This is a genomic window from Paenibacillus dokdonensis (assembly GCF_004916975.1).
In the GTDB taxonomy this organism is placed as follows: Bacteria; Bacillota; Bacilli; order Paenibacillales; family Paenibacillaceae; genus Paenibacillus_AQ; species Paenibacillus_AQ dokdonensis.
Genome location: NZ_STGQ01000001.1, coordinates 2,367,590 through 2,384,155, shown reverse-complemented (window position 1 = coordinate 2,384,155; position 16,566 = coordinate 2,367,590). Strand labels below are relative to the sequence as shown.

At 46.8% G+C, this 16,566-nt stretch carries 14 protein-coding genes and 2 pseudogenes; 2 read left to right on the top strand and 14 right to left on the bottom strand.

The annotated features are described in order from the left end of the window. Positions 1-127 precede the first annotated feature (127 nt). A complete protein-coding gene (locus tag E6W40_RS10975; RefSeq protein ID WP_136605502.1) occupies positions 128-514 on the top strand; it encodes a winged helix-turn-helix transcriptional regulator in 387 nt (128 codons plus the stop codon). A gap of 179 nt (positions 515-693) precedes the next feature. Here the strand turns inward: E6W40_RS10975 and E6W40_RS10970 are convergent, their stop codons facing one another. The 7 genes and pseudogenes from E6W40_RS10970 to E6W40_RS10940 form a co-directional block, all read right to left on the bottom strand. Then, complete coding sequence (locus E6W40_RS10970) at positions 694-1,182, bottom strand: NUDIX hydrolase (protein ID WP_136605501.1); 489 nt, start codon at positions 1,180-1,182, stop codon at positions 694-696. Positions 1,183-1,403: 221 nt separating this feature from the next. Beyond that, on the bottom strand, positions 1,404-1,934 hold the full coding sequence (locus E6W40_RS10965) for a GNAT family N-acetyltransferase (protein WP_136605500.1): 531 nt from the start codon (positions 1,932-1,934) through the stop codon (positions 1,404-1,406). A 184-nt stretch (positions 1,935-2,118) separates the two neighbouring features. Next, the gene (locus tag E6W40_RS10960; RefSeq protein WP_136605499.1) at positions 2,119-2,358 is read right to left on the bottom strand and encodes a glutaredoxin family protein; all 240 of its coding nucleotides are present in this window, start codon (positions 2,356-2,358) and stop codon (positions 2,119-2,121) included. Positions 2,359-2,381: 23 nt separating this feature from the next. After that, entirely contained in the window at positions 2,382-2,585 is a 204-nt protein-coding gene (locus E6W40_RS10955) for a heavy-metal-associated domain-containing protein (RefSeq protein ID WP_136605498.1), read from the bottom strand. Positions 2,586-2,666: 81 nt separating this feature from the next. Further along, positions 2,667-2,849 (bottom strand): annotated as a pseudogene (locus tag E6W40_RS10950) (P-type ATPase actuator domain-containing protein); the annotation flags it as partial. Continuing rightward, complete coding sequence (locus E6W40_RS10945) at positions 2,840-4,327, bottom strand: MFS transporter (RefSeq protein ID WP_246072960.1); 1,488 nt, start codon at positions 4,325-4,327, stop codon at positions 2,840-2,842. The gene E6W40_RS10945 and the pseudogene E6W40_RS10950, both read right to left, overlap by 10 nt. A gap of 298 nt (positions 4,328-4,625) precedes the next feature. Then, positions 4,626-5,510, bottom strand: coding sequence for a LysR family transcriptional regulator (locus E6W40_RS10940; protein WP_136605497.1), 885 nt, complete (start codon positions 5,508-5,510; stop codon positions 4,626-4,628). A gap of 144 nt (positions 5,511-5,654) precedes the next feature. Between E6W40_RS10940 and E6W40_RS10935 the strand changes: the two are divergent. Then, positions 5,655-6,489 (top strand): annotated as a pseudogene (locus tag E6W40_RS10935) (alpha/beta fold hydrolase). A gap of 136 nt (positions 6,490-6,625) precedes the next feature. Here E6W40_RS10935 and E6W40_RS10930 read toward each other — a convergent pair. From E6W40_RS10930 to E6W40_RS10900, 7 genes are all read right to left on the bottom strand, one after another. Then, positions 6,626-7,462 carry a DUF421 domain-containing protein gene (locus E6W40_RS10930; RefSeq protein ID WP_246072959.1) on the bottom strand — a complete coding sequence of 279 codons (837 nt, stop codon included), beginning with the start codon at positions 7,460-7,462 and terminating at the stop codon, positions 6,626-6,628. 85 nt (positions 7,463-7,547) lie between these two features. Further along, positions 7,548-9,830 (bottom strand): glycoside hydrolase family 3 N-terminal domain-containing protein, encoded by a 2,283-nt coding sequence (locus E6W40_RS10925; protein WP_246073071.1) that lies wholly within the window; start codon positions 9,828-9,830, stop codon positions 7,548-7,550. A gap of 237 nt (positions 9,831-10,067) precedes the next feature. After that, positions 10,068-10,799 (bottom strand): endonuclease/exonuclease/phosphatase family protein, encoded by a 732-nt coding sequence (locus E6W40_RS10920; RefSeq protein WP_136605495.1) that lies wholly within the window; start codon positions 10,797-10,799, stop codon positions 10,068-10,070. 569 nt (positions 10,800-11,368) lie between these two features. After that, positions 11,369-11,989 (bottom strand): hypothetical protein, encoded by a 621-nt coding sequence (locus tag E6W40_RS10915; RefSeq protein ID WP_136605494.1) that lies wholly within the window; start codon positions 11,987-11,989, stop codon positions 11,369-11,371. 225 nt (positions 11,990-12,214) lie between these two features. Continuing rightward, entirely contained in the window at positions 12,215-13,183 is a 969-nt protein-coding gene (locus E6W40_RS10910; RefSeq protein WP_136605493.1) for a glycoside hydrolase family 43 protein, read from the bottom strand. Between the two features lie 67 nt (positions 13,184-13,250). Continuing rightward, positions 13,251-15,698: a family 43 glycosylhydrolase gene (locus E6W40_RS10905; protein WP_136605492.1), complete on the bottom strand. Its 2,448-nt coding sequence runs from the start codon at positions 15,696-15,698 to the stop codon at positions 13,251-13,253. 3 nt (positions 15,699-15,701) lie between these two features. Further along, the gene (locus E6W40_RS10900; protein ID WP_136605491.1) at positions 15,702-16,541 is read right to left on the bottom strand and encodes a carbohydrate ABC transporter permease; all 840 of its coding nucleotides are present in this window, start codon (positions 16,539-16,541) and stop codon (positions 15,702-15,704) included. Positions 16,542-16,566: the final 25 nt, after the last annotated feature.

Below are 16,566 nucleotides of genomic sequence, written 5' to 3'. Positions count from 1 at the left end.
TACATAGTTCCATGAAACGTACTAAGTACAATAAACAATAGTACTGGGTTTAAACCGGATAATGTGCTACATTACACACATCAAATAAACTCAGATCGATCACAGACTTCCCCCGGGAGATGACAATATGAGAACAACAGATCAAGGACAGCTAAATACGGGAGGCATCCTGACAACACTCCAATTAATTGGCGGCAAGTGGAAACCACTGATTCTATTTTTACTGCTTCAAGATGGAACCAAAAGGTTCGGGGAACTCAGGCGCCTGCTTCCGGGTGTGACCCAAGGCATGCTGACGAATCAGCTGCGAGAACTGGAACATGATGGGCTTATCGAACGCAAGGTATATCAGGAGATTCCGCCCAAGGTGGAGTATTCCATTTCAAATCATGGAAAAACCTTGGATAGCGTTCTGATCGACATGTGTACCTGGGGATTTCTGCATCAGGAGTATGTGGAGAACGCCAACGGACAACAGGGCGATGGACATAGGAAAAATGGCGATGTGCTGTGAACGGAAATAGCCATACCATTCAAAAAAACTTGGGTCCAAACACCATTCGATCGATTACGTAAAAAAACGGTATCTCATAAAGATACCATTACGTTGGTGTTGTTGTTTTCTTCATCTTTATCAGGATTATAAAACAAGATGAACACCTTATTTGCTCAGTGTTTGGATATCTCCTGCAACTAAATATTCCTTTGGAGCTTGACATGACATTCTGATGTTGTCGCAGTAACATACTCCATATAATTCACGGAGCCATTAAAGCTCAAATAAGCTTCATAACGCATGCGGATGGCAGGTAAAGTAATCAAATCCAGAACATGTTCCTTTGGAACCCATCTGCAATCGCTCGTCTCATCAGAAGTAGCTAACTCTCCACCCACAGCTTTACACACGAAATCAAACATAACCTTTGTAGGAACATCCGTCTCACCGTCATACCATTTATGGATGGCAGTATTCGAAACAACATTAATTAAATGGCTAACATGGGCGTCTATACCACTCTCTTCCTTGATTTCACGGATCACACCATCGATCAGGTTTTCTCCAACTTCGGTGATCCCTCCAGGATAAACCCATCCATCATCGTGGGCTTTTACTAATAGGATATTTCCATTTCCATCTTCTACAATTCCGCCTGCCGATATAATGTGCGTCGGAAACGCCATCTAATGACCTCCTAATAGGATAAAGTTATATATTAATTTCCACATGCTTCCTGTACGTTCCTGCACGTATGAAGATATGTGGTTCGATATCACTTTCTTTTATGAACATAGTAATCATGGAATGGATACTCAACCTTCATAGTTTCTTCAAAACTCCTGTGGTTACAACATACAAGGCCGCAACTATGCGGCCTTGTATGTTCTAGTGTGCTCCCAATACGTTAGTATGGAAAGTTATCTTTTATGATGGTTTGGGTATTATTCTCCCAGTCTTCTCTTATCATTGCATACCCAACCGAATCAAATAATTCTCCGCTCTGTCTCCAAGCTCTACGGTTATAGGATTCTTTTATAAAGCCGCTATTATGGAACGTTTTTCTCATCGCAAAATTATCATATCTGGTATGACCTTCGATTCGAATAATATGAGAGTAATTATTAAATACATAAGCACTTAACCATGTAAGGACGTGTTTTGCTATTCCATTGCCCCTAACCTGTTCTGTCAAACGTAAATCGAATAAACATATGGGATCTTCCATGTCAAAGATTCGTATCAATCCAATTTTCGTTTGATGATCCATGATCCAAAATGTTTGATTACCGTTTTCATTATAATTTCCACTGGCTGCGTTTTTTCTTACAGACTCCTCCGTAGGATTTTCCTGTCCATGAAAACTCCATGTTTCTGATGTTAAAAATTCCACTAATTCATCAACCATTGTATTTTCAAACTCAGTATATGTGTACATCGTTCTCCCCTTTGAGCGGTGCCTTCAATGTATTAAATCCAAATATATCATATTCTGTCGCTTACTATAATGTTGATCTTCATAGTACAGTTAAATCTTCTAAAATGCTGGAAATAGCCCCTTTGTAAAAAGAAAGCTCTAACTTGAGCTGCAAGTTAGAGCCCCATGAACCCTCCAGAACTATTCATTTTAGTAACTCGCTAATCTCCCTGAAATTTTCTGCAAATCCAATGAACACTTTATCATCGATAAGAATTGTCGGGACAATTTGTTTTCCTGTTAAGTTCATAACCTCTACCGCATACCCAGGATTTTCTTCGCAGTTATATTCTATATAAGGAACGTTCTGCTCTTTGAAGTATCGCTTTGCATGATTACAGTCACTGCATGTTGGTATCGTGTAAATTTTTACGTTAACGGACATGTCCTCACTTCCTTTTCCCCATACTAATTTGCGACCTCGTACCCTTTTCTCCGGATAACATCCTTAATATCTCCGAGGTTGAATTTTGACTCATCGTACTTGACCTCAACTGTACCTTGATCAAATTGGACTTTCCCCTCCACACCAATGGAACTCAAAGCTCCTTCTATTTTATTGATGCATGAACGGCAGCTCATTCCATTAACCTTCACGTTTGCTCCAGTCATCCTTATTCACCTCCTTTCGCTCGGTTTAAGGCATCTGCCCAATCCAGTGCCATGAAACGTCTAATTCCGTTACTATTTGTTAGCGGCACGATCTGACCCGGCCATAATCGATGTTAGAGTTGCCAAACCCAGCGCGCATGGGCAGGCAATAACCAGGATCGCGACGGCGTCACCGGCCTTCTTTTCAACCGGTAAGCTCTCACCTGTCAGCATGGATTCGTCTAGGGAAGAGATTCCTTCCAGCACCTCATTGATTACATCGATTTAGTATTGCCGCGATTTCCTTTTTTAGGTGAACGAATGCAGATCAATGTTAATAATGCACCAGCAAATGCGACGATTGCTGACCACAAGAATGCGGTCTGAAATCCGCTGTTCAGGGCAATCATTGGATCATCACCGGCATGTGCCGAAGTCGTTGTTGCTGCGATGGCAACCATGATTGCCAAGCTGATCGCTGAACCGATCTGGTAACTTGTATTGGCAAGCCCGGATGCAAGTCCTGCTTCCTCCGGTTTAGCTCCGTTCATGGCGGACATCATGGAAGGAATATAGGCCAAGGACATTCCGAGCGCTCCTAAAAGTGATGCTGGAAGCACATTTGCCAGGAATGTTCCATCTACTGGTGTATTAGTGGAGAACAGAATCATCGAACCGCCTAAAGCAATCAAACCTACTACGATATTGGCTTTTACTCCAAACTTAGCGATGAGTTTGCCGGTAATCGCTATCATGAAAATGGCGATAACAATGGTCATCGGAAGCAAAGCGACTCCGCCTTTAAAAGCTGAAAATTTTAAAACCTGCTGCATGTAAAGATTGAGGAAATACCAAAGGGGAATCCATCCGCCCGATAACATTAACAACGCGATGTTACCTGCTGCAAGGTTAGGCACCTTAAAAATCCGAAGGGGTACAAGCGGTTCCTTTCTGAATGCCTGAACGATGATAAAAAGGATAAACAGGGCTATACCTGAGATCAGTGTCCATATCGTCGTCGATGCCCCCCATCCGTTATGTTCTGCTGTGACGATTCCATACACGATTAAAACCAAAGCCGCCGTTACGAAAACGGATCCTACGATATCGATACTGCCTTTTCTCCTTATCCCTTTCGCTAAAAGCCCAGGAGACAAAATTAAGGCGAGAATGCCGACGGGAACGTTGATTAGGAATGTCCATTCCCAGCTCCACCACTCGGTAATGACACCGCCCAGAAATACCCCGGCAGAACCTCCTGCAGCAGCGGATGCCCCCCAGAATCCCAATGCTTTACCTAATTCCTTCGGATCTCCGTTAAACAACATCATAACAATCGTTAGCGCTGATGGTGCAATAAGTGCAGACCCAAAGCCTTGGAATGCTCGGCCGATGTTGAGTGCAATGTCGTTCCAAGCTAAACCTGCAAGTAAAGAAGCTGCAGTTAGAATAATGAACCCCCACATAAACATACGTTTTTGTCCAAACAGATCAGACAACCTGCCTCCTAGCAGTAAAAAACCACCAAAGAAAATAACATATGCATTAAATACCCACTGTAAGCTTTCTTGGGAATATCCCAGCGCTTCTTTAATGGCTGGCAAAGCTACTCCAATAATTGATGTATCCATAATCACCATAAAATTAGCAAGGCATAACAATGCGAGAGCTATCCAGCGCCTTGGATCCGCCTGGGTAAGACCTTGAACCTGAGTTGGCATTTTTGAAATCCTCCTTAAGAAAAAAAAAGACCGGTTCTTCATTTCTTATCACGCTCGTGACGGCCGTCAGTGAACGAGGTAACCTTTCCCATAAATTACCGGTCTCGATGTAGATATAGTATAGTCCCCTTCCCTATATTGTCAAGCGATTTGTTTTTCATGATTCAACAAAACCAGATTCTAGAACAAAGAGTGATGTCACATGGACATCACTCTTTTGCTTCACAACCTTTTTTATTTAGAAAGTGCGCCTTCATCCCTTTCATGTGATCCTATTCAATAGTCACTTTCGTCCCTGGTTTAGGTTTCGAATAGGTTTCCGAAATAGATATGACCATTTCTAAGCAAGGACATCCCTTGCTGTTTCTATGAAAGATAAGATCATTGGCGAAAGCCACTTGTCTTTATGCCACAACATCTGTGTGTACACGTGCAAATCCGGAATTTGCCATGGAAGGACCACAAGATCACCCCGTTCAACTTCGGCTTCCGCTACGACTTCAGGAAGAAAGGCAATGCCGATTCCCGAAATGGCACATTGTTTAATGGCTTCGGCACTTTGAAACTCTAAATACGTAATGCTATCAATGCCCTCTTTCTCAAATGACCGATCGAACATGGTTCGATAAGGACATCCCTTCTCATTCGTCAGGAACACTTCTTCGTGAAAGTCCTCCAGCTGTAGCACAGCTCGTTTCGCGAGCGGATGGTCTGGGGCAGCCAAAAAGCGGAAAGTTTCTTCCAACAACGGCTCCACGGCCAGTCCGCTGGAGCGGATGGGTTCGTCCAAACTAAAGACGACATCCGCGGCTCCATCAAAGAGTGTTTGCTTAAGCTCTAGATTGGGGACGGAGCGGAAGATCAGACGGACGCCCGGATACTGCGAACGAAACCGTTGAAAGACAGCCGGAAGCCGATAGACGCAAATCACTTCATTGGCACTGACGGTCAGGGTGCCGCTTAGATTTTCATCGTCATGAACGACGCTGCGGGCTTCGTCCAATTTATCCAACACGCTTTGGGTATGAGTTAAGAATCGTTTCCCAGCTGTCGTAAGAACGAGCTGCTTGCCCAAGCGGTCAAAGAGACGAACGCCAAGCTCTTCCTCCAATGCCTTGATTTGCATCGTGACGTTGGAGGGAACGTAGTTCAGCGCTTCCGCAGCCCGACTGAAGTTTAGGGTTGATGCCACTGTGCGGAACGTGTTCAGTTGGCGCAACTCCATCTTACTCTCCCCCTTCAACTTTCAATATTATTGAATACTGAAACGAATCATATTCACTTTTATTGAGAGTATCATAGAACTGTACTAACAACAAGAAATATGTTTTAAATCTATGATTTCATATTGAAGGGAGCAAACAATACGATGGATTATGAGATTTTTGATTTGGGAGACGTAACTTTGCAATCGGGAGTGACATTACCGAGCGCTTTTCTGGCCTATAAGACTTCTATCCAACCGCTTTTGGCGATCAACATCTGCAGAATGAATGGTTAATTGGAAATGGCATGGCACTGGATCCTCAGGAATATTTCATTATCGTTCCTAATCTGCTGGGTAACGGACTTTCTTCTTCTCCTACAAGTACACCCCGGCCATTCGACAAGGCTAACCGACAAGGCTAACTTTCCGCATGTAACCATCTATGACAACGTTCAATTTCAACATCGGCTGGTGAGCGAAAAATTCGGTATTCAAAAGATCGCTCTCGTCGTCGGATGGTCCATGGGAGTTATTCAAGCATCCAATGGGGGGCAAGTTACCCGGACATGGTGGAACGAATCGCGCCGTTGGCCGTGTCTATGCGGGATGGGGTGTATCGAAGGCATTTTACGGAGAGGAAGGTTATCGCGAGCTGGGATTTGACACATTGACGGATTTTAAGGCTGGTGTCTGGGAAAACAGCTTTATGAACATGGATCCACAAAATGTCCTGGCGATGTTATGTACAGGTAAACATGCAGATATTAGTGCTAGTCCCTCCTATGACAGAGATTTTGACAAGACTCTCAGAAGCATTAAAGCGCCTGCCTGTGTGATGCCAGGGAGCACAGATCTCTTCTGCCCGGCGGACGATAATGAATTCGAAGCTAAGCTTATGCCTAATGCCGTTTTTAAACCGATCGAGTCGATCTGGGGCCATTTTGCCGGTCGCGGAATCAACAGTATCGATAATCAATTTATTGATGATAACCTATAACGCCTGCTGACGCTTAGCACAAACGAAAAGCCACCCTATATTTTCGGGTAATATGGAAACACATGGTATCGCCGGTCATTTCATTTCTTACATGAAATAACCATCCTACCCGGTTATATTAGGAGGACACCAGAACTTACTGGTCGACCTCCCTTTTTGGTGTCCTTGGTTCCCGAATTTCATGCACTTGTACAGTTAACTTGCTGTCGACCGTTGCCAAGATGACGTTATTTATTTCATGGGGCCGTATTTCCGTTTCCAGCCATACGGGGTCCTTTCCGATCTCGCGCAGTAACGCATGTACCATGTGGCCGTCCGTAATAATCGGTTTGGTTAGATTGAAGGGCTGAGTGGTTAATTTCAGGTCTGCCGGTGTTACGGGCTGGTAAGCTGTGTTTAGGAATACAGATAACGTACCGCCTGGCTCCCATGCTGCAAAGGCGACTTTAGAAATGTCCTCTACATTGGATTTCCGCAGCTCGGCGTACAAGTATTCTATAGGCAGCTTTGCTTTCGATAGGTTAGGATAATTAAGTTTCCCATCCTGGACAAGTGGGATTGCCGGCGGGTCAAAAAAATGTTTGAGGAGCGGGATCTTCAGACTGAGCCAGACTGCGGCTACGTATAGAAAGACAATCGAAAAGGTCGAAACGATGGCCCCTTTTAACCCAAGATGCTCGTCTGAGAGCGGATGGGCAATAATATTGCCGAGCACAAGCGCGATAATGAAATCAAGGAACCTGAGTCCTGAGATGGAACGCTGACCCATCATTTTGGCAGCAATGATTAGAAAAATAAATGCTACAATGCTTCGCATAATCCATTCGATTACCGTCAATGAGTCTTGGCCATTGAAAAAATCCACGCATGCATTCCCTCCGTTCACATGATTTCCAGCAATTAGGTTGCCCTGCTTCCATCCCCACCATACAACAAACGATTCGTTAGAGAACCCGATTATGAGAGCTTCCATCGATCGTATTTCCAAAAAAAATAAACCGCGCATTCGCGCGACTTATTTTTAGATACATATTTTTGTTTGCTTACATCTGGGTGAGTTAATGACCACTAACCATGCTCTGACCTGTGGCCACTGGCAACACGCCCCCAGCTTTCAGTTTACCGAGCAGTGCTTTGATACCGGCTGCTGTATTTGCCTCCTGCTTTCCATAAACTGCAACCCCCGAACGCACATTTTTTAGAAAGATTGTCTCATACGGGTTGCCTAGTGATACCAGTGTATATCGCTTATTCTGTCTGTTCATCTCATCGATCAGCGTTTGATAATCGGTCCAACCAAACTGACTGGCCACGTTACGGAACTGGTAAGAAGCCAGGATGACGTAATCTGCCTTATCCATTACCTGAAGCGCCGCATTCGTTTTACCTTGGCCGATAACGGTAATTTCCGTCTTTAACGATAGGTTATTCGCTGCTTGTATCAGCTGTTTCTCAAGCTGCTTCGCCTGTTCTGCGTCGGCTGCTGCAATAACGACCCGGTCGCCTTGCTGAATTTGGTCCGGATTTGTTCCATCGCGGCCGGCCAATAAGGTGACCGCTCGTTCGGCGATTTCCCGCTCCACCTTCCGATGCTCCTCGGAACCGATGACACCGTTAAGCGCAGACAGCTTTTGCGCAAGGTTATCGCTACGGTCAAACAAACCGTATTTGGATTTCATCTCCAATATGCGTTTCACTGAGGCATGAATGTTTTCGGCCGGGATTGTTCCGTTCCTCACCGCATTCACCAGCGTTTGATGCGCAGCTGCCGGATCTTGCGGCATGAGGATAATATCAACGCCTGCGGAGACTGCCCGCACTACCGCTTTATTTTCCCCAAAATGCTGTGCGATCGCATCCATGGTGAAGGCATCGGAAATGATGATGCCTTGATATCCCAGCTCGTCCCGAAGCAGTCCGGTCAGCACCTTCTTGGATAATGTGGCAGGAATCGGCACGCTGCTTCCGTCCTTGAGCGAAATGACATGTTCGTTATCTACGGCGGGAAAAGCAATATGAGCCGTCATGATCATCTCTACTCCGTTATCGATTGCAGCCTTAAAAGGTTTCAGTTCTACCGCATCGAGCCGTTCGCGGTTATGGTTAAGCACCGGCATTCCCAGATGGGAGTCTACCGCCGTGTCGCCATGCCCTGGAAAATGCTTGACTGCCGCGATGACCCCTGTTTGCCGCAGCCCTTTTATGCTAGCGAGACCAAGCCGAGCTACCAAGTCCGCATTCGAGCCAAACGAACGCATCCCGATAATCGGGTTGTCCGGATTGCTGTTAATATCGAGTACCGGGGCAAAATTGACCTGCAGACCAAGCGCCTTCAGTTCCTCCCCGGTCAATCTTCCGGCCGTTTCGGCCAGCGCTGCATCTCCGGTTGCGCCAAGCGCCATTTGGCCTGGCAGATTCGTCCCGCCGGGGATACGCTTCACAACGCCTCCCTCCTGGTCAATGCCAAGAAACAGTGGAATGTCGCCTGATTCCATTTGCATATCATGCGTGAGCGTTGTGACCTGCCGCATGTCTACAATATTTTTGTCAAAAAGGATCAGACCGCCCAAATCATGATCATGGATGCTGCGTTTCAGCCCGTCATTGACGGTCGTTGTCACTTGACCGTTCCACTGCCGAATGTCAGGCATGAGCATTTGACCAACTTGCTCGCTGACGGTCATATAGGACATCAGCTTATCCCAATCATGCGCCTGAATGGCTGCCTGACGCTCGAATCGAATCACCCGCGTCATAAATACGGTAAACTCTGCCCGCGTGACAGGTCGATCCGGCCGATAGGTGCCGTCCGTATATCCACCGATCAATCCGTTGGAGCTCATGATCAGAATAGGCGCTGCCGCCCAATGCTGGGCAGTATCCTTCAATCTCACGGGCTGTTTGCCTTCCGCAAGAGAATAAGCACGTGTAAGGAAAGCCGCTGTCTCTGCGCGGCTTATCGGTGCATCCGGATGGAAAGTGCCGTCAGGAAATCCACTGGCAAGTCCGTGTTTTGCCGCGATGGCGATTTCCAGATAAAAAGGATGGGTTGATTGCACATCTGAATAGGTCATGCCTTTGGCTGCTTGCTGCAGCTCCTGCGAATAGAGCTCCCGCACCATAAAAGTGACGGATTGCGCTCTCGTTACGTTTCTCTCTGGCATAAACCTTCCATTACCGTATCCGGCAACCGTTCCCCTTTTCGCCATATAGGTGATGCCATCTTCTGCCCATTTCGAATGCTGCAGATCGGTAAACCGTGCTTCCGCAGCCGCACTTCCTGCCCATACGAGCATCGAACCGAGAACGGCACCGAATATTGTCATAAATTTTACTTGCATCTGTTTCACCGTTGTTTCACCCCTGTTGTCTTTCTATGCATGATGAATAGACGCTTCTGATATACATTTTGTTGCGGTAAAGATTTCTGATCACTACGATTGCCATCTGTGACATGATAAACCTGCCGACATGTTCTTGTCGCCGGAAACATCCGCGAGAAATTAAAATAGCCTATCTCCACTGCGGGAAATAAGCCATTGATTGTGTTCTCCAGGTGCGCTGGTCATTCATTCCTATCACTCAAATATCAAACCGGCCGTGATTGGCAGGTGATCCGAGGCTTCCGAATGAATCACTCGCTGATTCGAATGCTGAATTGCAGGCGAGGTTAAAATGTAATCGATTTTTTCAAACGGATCGCCTGCCGGAAAGGTAAAAGCATCTTCAATGCCTTGAAAGCTGTCCACAAATATACCGTTATCTAACAGCACCTGAAGTTCTGCACTATCCGGTTCCGTATTAAAATCACCCATTAAAATCTTCGGTCCCTGAGTGGCGGATGCAAGTTCGGTCATTTCCTGCGCTTGTACCGTTCTGCTCGTGGCATCGAGGCCAAGATGCGTATTAAACACATTCACCTGGACACCCCGTAGGTTTACAACGGCGTGCAGAACACCGCGCTGCTCGTCTTCGAAGCTGCTGAGCAATGTGTTCTCAGACTGAAGAATCGGATGCTTGCTTAATATCGCACTCCCATATTGACGGTTGTTCGCCCGTCCTTCCTCAGGCTGCAAATCAAGATTGGCGCCGTATGCATAGTGGTAGCCGAGCATGCCTGCTAATTCCGCTGCCTGGTCTTTATCATCGCTACGTCTCCCGTAAAATCGGTCAACTTCCTGAAGGCCGATAATTTCGGCGCCGGATTCACGGATGACATTCGCAATTATTTGCAAGCTTAGCCGATCATCCAGACCGACGCCGTGATGGATATTGTAAGACATCACAGTAGTGCTCACCGCCTCAGCCATATCCTATACCTCCCGTCATGACTTATAGGTTTGATACAGCGTGCAGCGCTGCATCAACTTTAGTTCCATTCTTACCGTTCATCCAGCTCATGCAAGGACATTTTCGCGATAATTCCATCACTTTTACAGATCCATGTCTCGAAATGCCGTTCGCCTGCGTATAGTCGAATGATCCTTGCTCCCTGTGGAAACCGATCCGTACGCACACCATCGGCATAGCTGACGTAACGGGTTACCTTCCATTACTGAGACGGATGCTGTAATCTTTTGAGTGGTCATGACCGACGAACGTGTCCATCACATCGCCCTACACAAGATTTCTATCCAAAATCGATTATATCTTGGCTTTTGCAGCATTTTCAACTGGCTTTATGCCAGGGCTTGGGCAGCTGCACATCCATCGAATGGTCACCGAGTTCTTTGCAATTAGTTAGACGATCACTCTGAGGGAATATATGACTGACGATTGTTGGAATCATGCTCTTTGCCTGTGGCTTTTTTGAATGTCTTCCTACAGTCTATTGCTCAATAAAATAAGAACCATCGGCGCAGTTGTTATGGCTTTTAAGCTACGTATTGCGTTGTACGGTAGATAGGGAAACAAGAACCGGTCCGGCGAAATCGGAAGCCTCCTCCCCTTTCGGATTATGGAGGCGGAACAGAAATGCATCTCCTGATTCTGATGCCCACACCAGATAATCGCTGATTCCTTTTTCTCCGGAAACTTGAAGATAGAGATCCGCGGAACCCAGAGGATGTTCAACCAATTCGCCGCTATAATCAGACACCTCACCAACTCGACTCAATTCTTCCTTGCCCGCAGCTTTAAGCTTTGCCAAATCATAATCGGAAGGCAGCGGTTCAATGTCTACATAATAATCCGGATTGCTGCTTAACGATAAGCGGCCCGCATCTGCATCCAATGCAAATTTTTCAAAGACATACAAGGAAAATCCTTTACCCTGCTGGAGAACCGCCTGCAATGACTGATTTCCCTCAGCCGTCATCATTTCAAAGCTCTTGGTTTCTGGGCGAGTTGCATCTTCGGATGGCTCCTGCTCGGATGAAGGAAGCGAAACCGATTCAGCTTCTGGAGTAGCGGCAGGCTCGGTTTCGCTTGTACAAGCGGTAAGAATAATAACCATAACAACAATTGGTGCTTTTATCCAATTATAATATCGACTTTTCAATAGGATCGCTCCTTTCGAACACGGGTCTATAGTCTATATACTATATGATCAGCAAAACAGCATCCACCACTGTCTTTTGATCAACGATAAGTTATTACCCATTATTACAGATGGAACCCTCGATTTCTGCAAACTTTTGGATGAATTCTAAATATGAGCCAACATCCAATCAAAAAGACAAGAAAACCCGGACAAGCCGTTGGCTTGCCCGGGCATACAACTGCTCTACTCCTCTCCAGCAGGCAAAGGAATAGGATCTTCAGTAGAAAGGGGAACTCCAAAATCCGGCGTTCCATCCTCTTTCCATCCAAACCGCTGAATCCGCATACTTCGCGGTGTTCCGGATGAACGGTCCTGTTCGGACTCGGAATAGGAATAGGCATGATAGGCTATCCAATCTTCCGATCCGTCCGGCGAAACGGTAAAGCTATTATGTCCAGGGGCGTATACTCCTTGTCCGGGATTTTTGACGAACACGGGACCTTCATGCTTCGTCCATGCCGAGGCATCCAATAAATCTTCCGAATCCTGAATCGTCGTCATCCCGAGACAGTAATCATCGGACCAAGTGGCGCTGGCGGAAAATATGAGAAATATCCGCCCGTTGCGCCGCAAAAATACAGGACCCTCGTTTATCGCCATTCCGCCCTGTTTCTCCCAAGGATCAGTCGGGGCCGTAATCAGAACATTCGATCCGGTCAAGGTCCAGGGATTGACCATACGTGCGGCATAAATCGCTGATCCATAATCCGGGAAATGTCCATATCCGGCATAGAAGAAATACCATTCACCATGATGCTGCAGCACCGTTCCGTCTAGGCCGGAAAATTCCGTATTGAGAGCGCCCTTAAAGATCCACGGATCCTGCATGGGGTCATCTCCCGCTAGTTGAAGAACGCATACTTTTCGTGTCTCATCGCCGGCGCCATCATCGGCTGTATAATAGAGGTACCAGCTTCCATCAATAAAGTGCAGCTCCGGCGCCCATAAACGATACGAATACGGGCCATCCGGCTCCGGCGTCCATATGGGTGTCGGCTTTGCATTAGCCAAGCCCGTCAAAGTCCGGCTCCGCCAAAGGTCAATGCGGTCACGCAATGTAACGGACATATAATAGAACCCATCCGTATGCTGTATAACCCAAGGATCAGCCCCTCTGGCAAGCATCGGATTATGGAAAGTTTGCTGTGACATGTTACTCCTCCTTTTTGATATGTTTATTCACGGATGATCTCGAGCAGATCTTCAGATCACTTTTCGTCTATTTGATAGGTGAGACCGTGATCGGCGAGAACAACCAGCCTTGCGATGCCGTGCTCAATCCAACACGTCCTGTCAGGAAAGCATTGGGATCCGTCCAGGTTAATAAGGGATTTTTCGAGTCGCCGATAAATACGCTGATGTCATCTCCTTTGAGCTGTACCCGGATGTTTACGGCCTTGTTATTTTCAAGCTCCAGGAGCTCTGATGCCACCTCTTCGTTTACCTCGTAACTGATCCTGTTCAGTCTCATAAACCCATTATTGAAGGAGAGTTGGTACCCCATAAACGAATCCGCTACCTGAGCTTTGAAATCGGATTCATTGGATGTTCTAAACAGCAGAGCAGCTTTCGACGGCGCCTCTTCCGTATGAGTCATTTGAAAATTCACTTCGTAATCGCTCCAGCCCGGATCTCCGCCAAACAGCTTGCCTTCCCGATCTTGCGATTGAAGCGTTATTTGTTCCCCGCTCAGATCCCAATTTCCGAATTGATCCGTGAATTCGACGGTTTGCCAGGATGGTGCAGGGACTGTTTTGTTGGCTTCGATGTACCGGATGGATACTTCCCCCTTTTCTTTTGACAAGGATATCCATTGTGGACCTTCGCCGAGATGGAATGATGCCAACGGAATCTTCGACCACTCCGACTCTTTCGAGAAATCTTCTGCCTTTAACTTGATCTCTGCGCGCTTGCCCCCTGCCTGAACCGACAGCTTGCTTCCCGCGCTTTCCTTTGCCACCATCGCGGAGATCAGGTAAGTACCTTCTTCCTTGACATAAACAGGAAAGGATAGTTCCGAGTCATCCTTCGTAAGCGCTACCGAGTAGCTTCCATCCGGCGTATTCTCATCATTCGTGGAAAATGCCTGCCCCTCTTCCTCGCCCGGAATACCATGAATGGCTTCCATCGTTCCTGGAAGCGGGTGAAGAACCTTATGGTCACTGCTGCCTCCCGCTTCGTTCGAAAAGGCCGTGTAGCTCAAAGTCGGTTTCAGAGTCATTGACCAGCGGTAACCGATTGCGCCGGCTTCCCCTTTCATTTGCTCGTCGCTCAGCAGGAGCAGTCCATCCCAATAAACCAATGTCCCCTCTTGATCCGATTCCACCCGCAGGGTATGATGCTTGGTCAGATCCATACCTTTCGGCAAATCCCCGGTGTGGACGACCCGTTCCTTTCCTTGGTCCATTTCAAATAAAGATAACGTTTTTGTTTCCACATCCACCCGAATACCACGGAATTGATCTGCATTTTTATAAGAAAACAGCGCCTCAAATGCGAGAGGGCCCGAAGTCGTCTGATCCCCCCGTTCGGAGATCACCGCATTAAACTCAGCTGTAAATTTGCTGCCAGTGCTAGTGCTATCCTTGGATATCCATGTCTCTTTATTTTGCTGCGTTGCTTGATGTACCCAATGGTCTTCACGTGGCACCCCCGCCACATAGTCATAAAAAGCAGGACGTTCGGGCGCTTGTACCGGCATCCCATACGTCGGGCCGGCAACGGACATCTTATCTCCATTAAAAAGCAGCCGATCTATATTCATCATCCGAACCGGCGGGCCTTCAGCCGACCTGCCAATCAGATTGTGATACACGATATAATAGGAGTCCATATCCGGTCCCATCACGGTTGAACTGTGCCCTAAGCCGTTAAAATCATCTTTGGTCGATATGAGGATAGGGTTATTTTCCGGGATCGTATAGATTCCGTTTGGCGAGTCGTGAGCAACCGCATAATTGACGCGGTATCCGCGGCTGAAGACATGGTTCCCTGTATAGGTTATAAAATAACGGCCCTGACGCTTAAGGATCATGGACCCCTCGGTCCAATGTCCTAATGACGTATTCAACTTGTCTCCAGGGCCGATGGTATAAGGATCCTCCATGAGGCTTGCCATAATGCCGCCGGATGCAGCGTTCGTAAAATACCATTTCGCATCGTCATCAATAAACACGGATCCGTCGATACTTAATCCCAAATTGTCGGTTTCCACTTTAAAAGGCCCCGTCGGATTATCGCTTATCAGGACATAATGCCCATTGCCGCCGGGAGAAGTGTACATATAAAAGGATCCGTTCCAGTAAACAACTTCCGGTGCATAGGCTCCTTCCGTCAGAGGTTCTTCCGTTACCAGCCCCTCATATTGCCAGTGGATAAGGTCCTCTGAGCTCCACGATTTGATTCCGATCCTCCTATCCTTCGTGCTGCAGTACAGGTAATACTTCCCGTTGAATCTCAGTACATAGGGATCGCCTATCCCATAGTCCTCCCATTCCTGATCCAGTTTCATCGGATTTTGGTAGGTTTGTTTCATTGCAATCTCTCCTCCGGATGTCTGCTCGTTTCCATTCTTATCTCTTAAAGCAAGGACTGTTGCTGCCACCACTACGCCGGCCGCTACCAGCGCAATCCCTGCGTTTCTCCATGATTTGCGATTTTGCTTCATGGGTTAGCCTTTGATGCCCGTGATGGCAAGAGATTCAATGAAGTAACGTTGGGCAAAGAAAAAGACGATAACGACCGGTAAAAGTGCAATGATCGATGCAGCCATGAGTGACGGATAGTTGGAGGTGGAGATATAATTGGATTGCATGCTTGCAATCAACACCTGAATGGTTTGTCGTTCTGGTGTATGCAGATAAATAAGCGGTCCAAGAAAGTCGTTCCATATCCCCATGAAACCAAGCGCAGCCTGGGCTGCGATCGCGGGCTTAATGATGGGAAGAGCCACGGTCGAAAACGTACGAAAATACCCGCAACCGTCTATTTTTGCCGCATCAATGAGATCATTCGGAATGGAACCCTGCATAAATTGACGGAAGAAGAAGATCGTTACAATATTCCCGAACATGCCTGGTATAATTAACGGCAGTAGCGTATCGACCCATCCGAGTTCCGAGAATCCGATATATTGGGGAATCATGACGACCGAATAAGGGATCATCATCGTTCCCAATAAGGCAAGGAAAATGCCTTCTTTAAATGGAAAGTCAAACTTAGAAAATGAGTATGCTGCCATGGCCGCAACAAATAATCCGACGGACAAAACGGATACGACGACGATGGCACTATTCATAAATCCGAACAATAGAGGCGCTTTGTTCCACACATCCTTGTAATTCAGCCAGGTAATCGGATCCGGAACCCACTGGGGCGGAATATCAAAAACATGCTTCTGGCTCTTTAAGGACGTGGAAAGCGTCCAAGCCAGCGGGCCAAGCATAATAAATGATCCTGCGATTAGCACAATATAGACGATCAAATTGATCAAACGGCGTTGTTTTACCATACTTTTCAATCCTCCTATTCCTGCA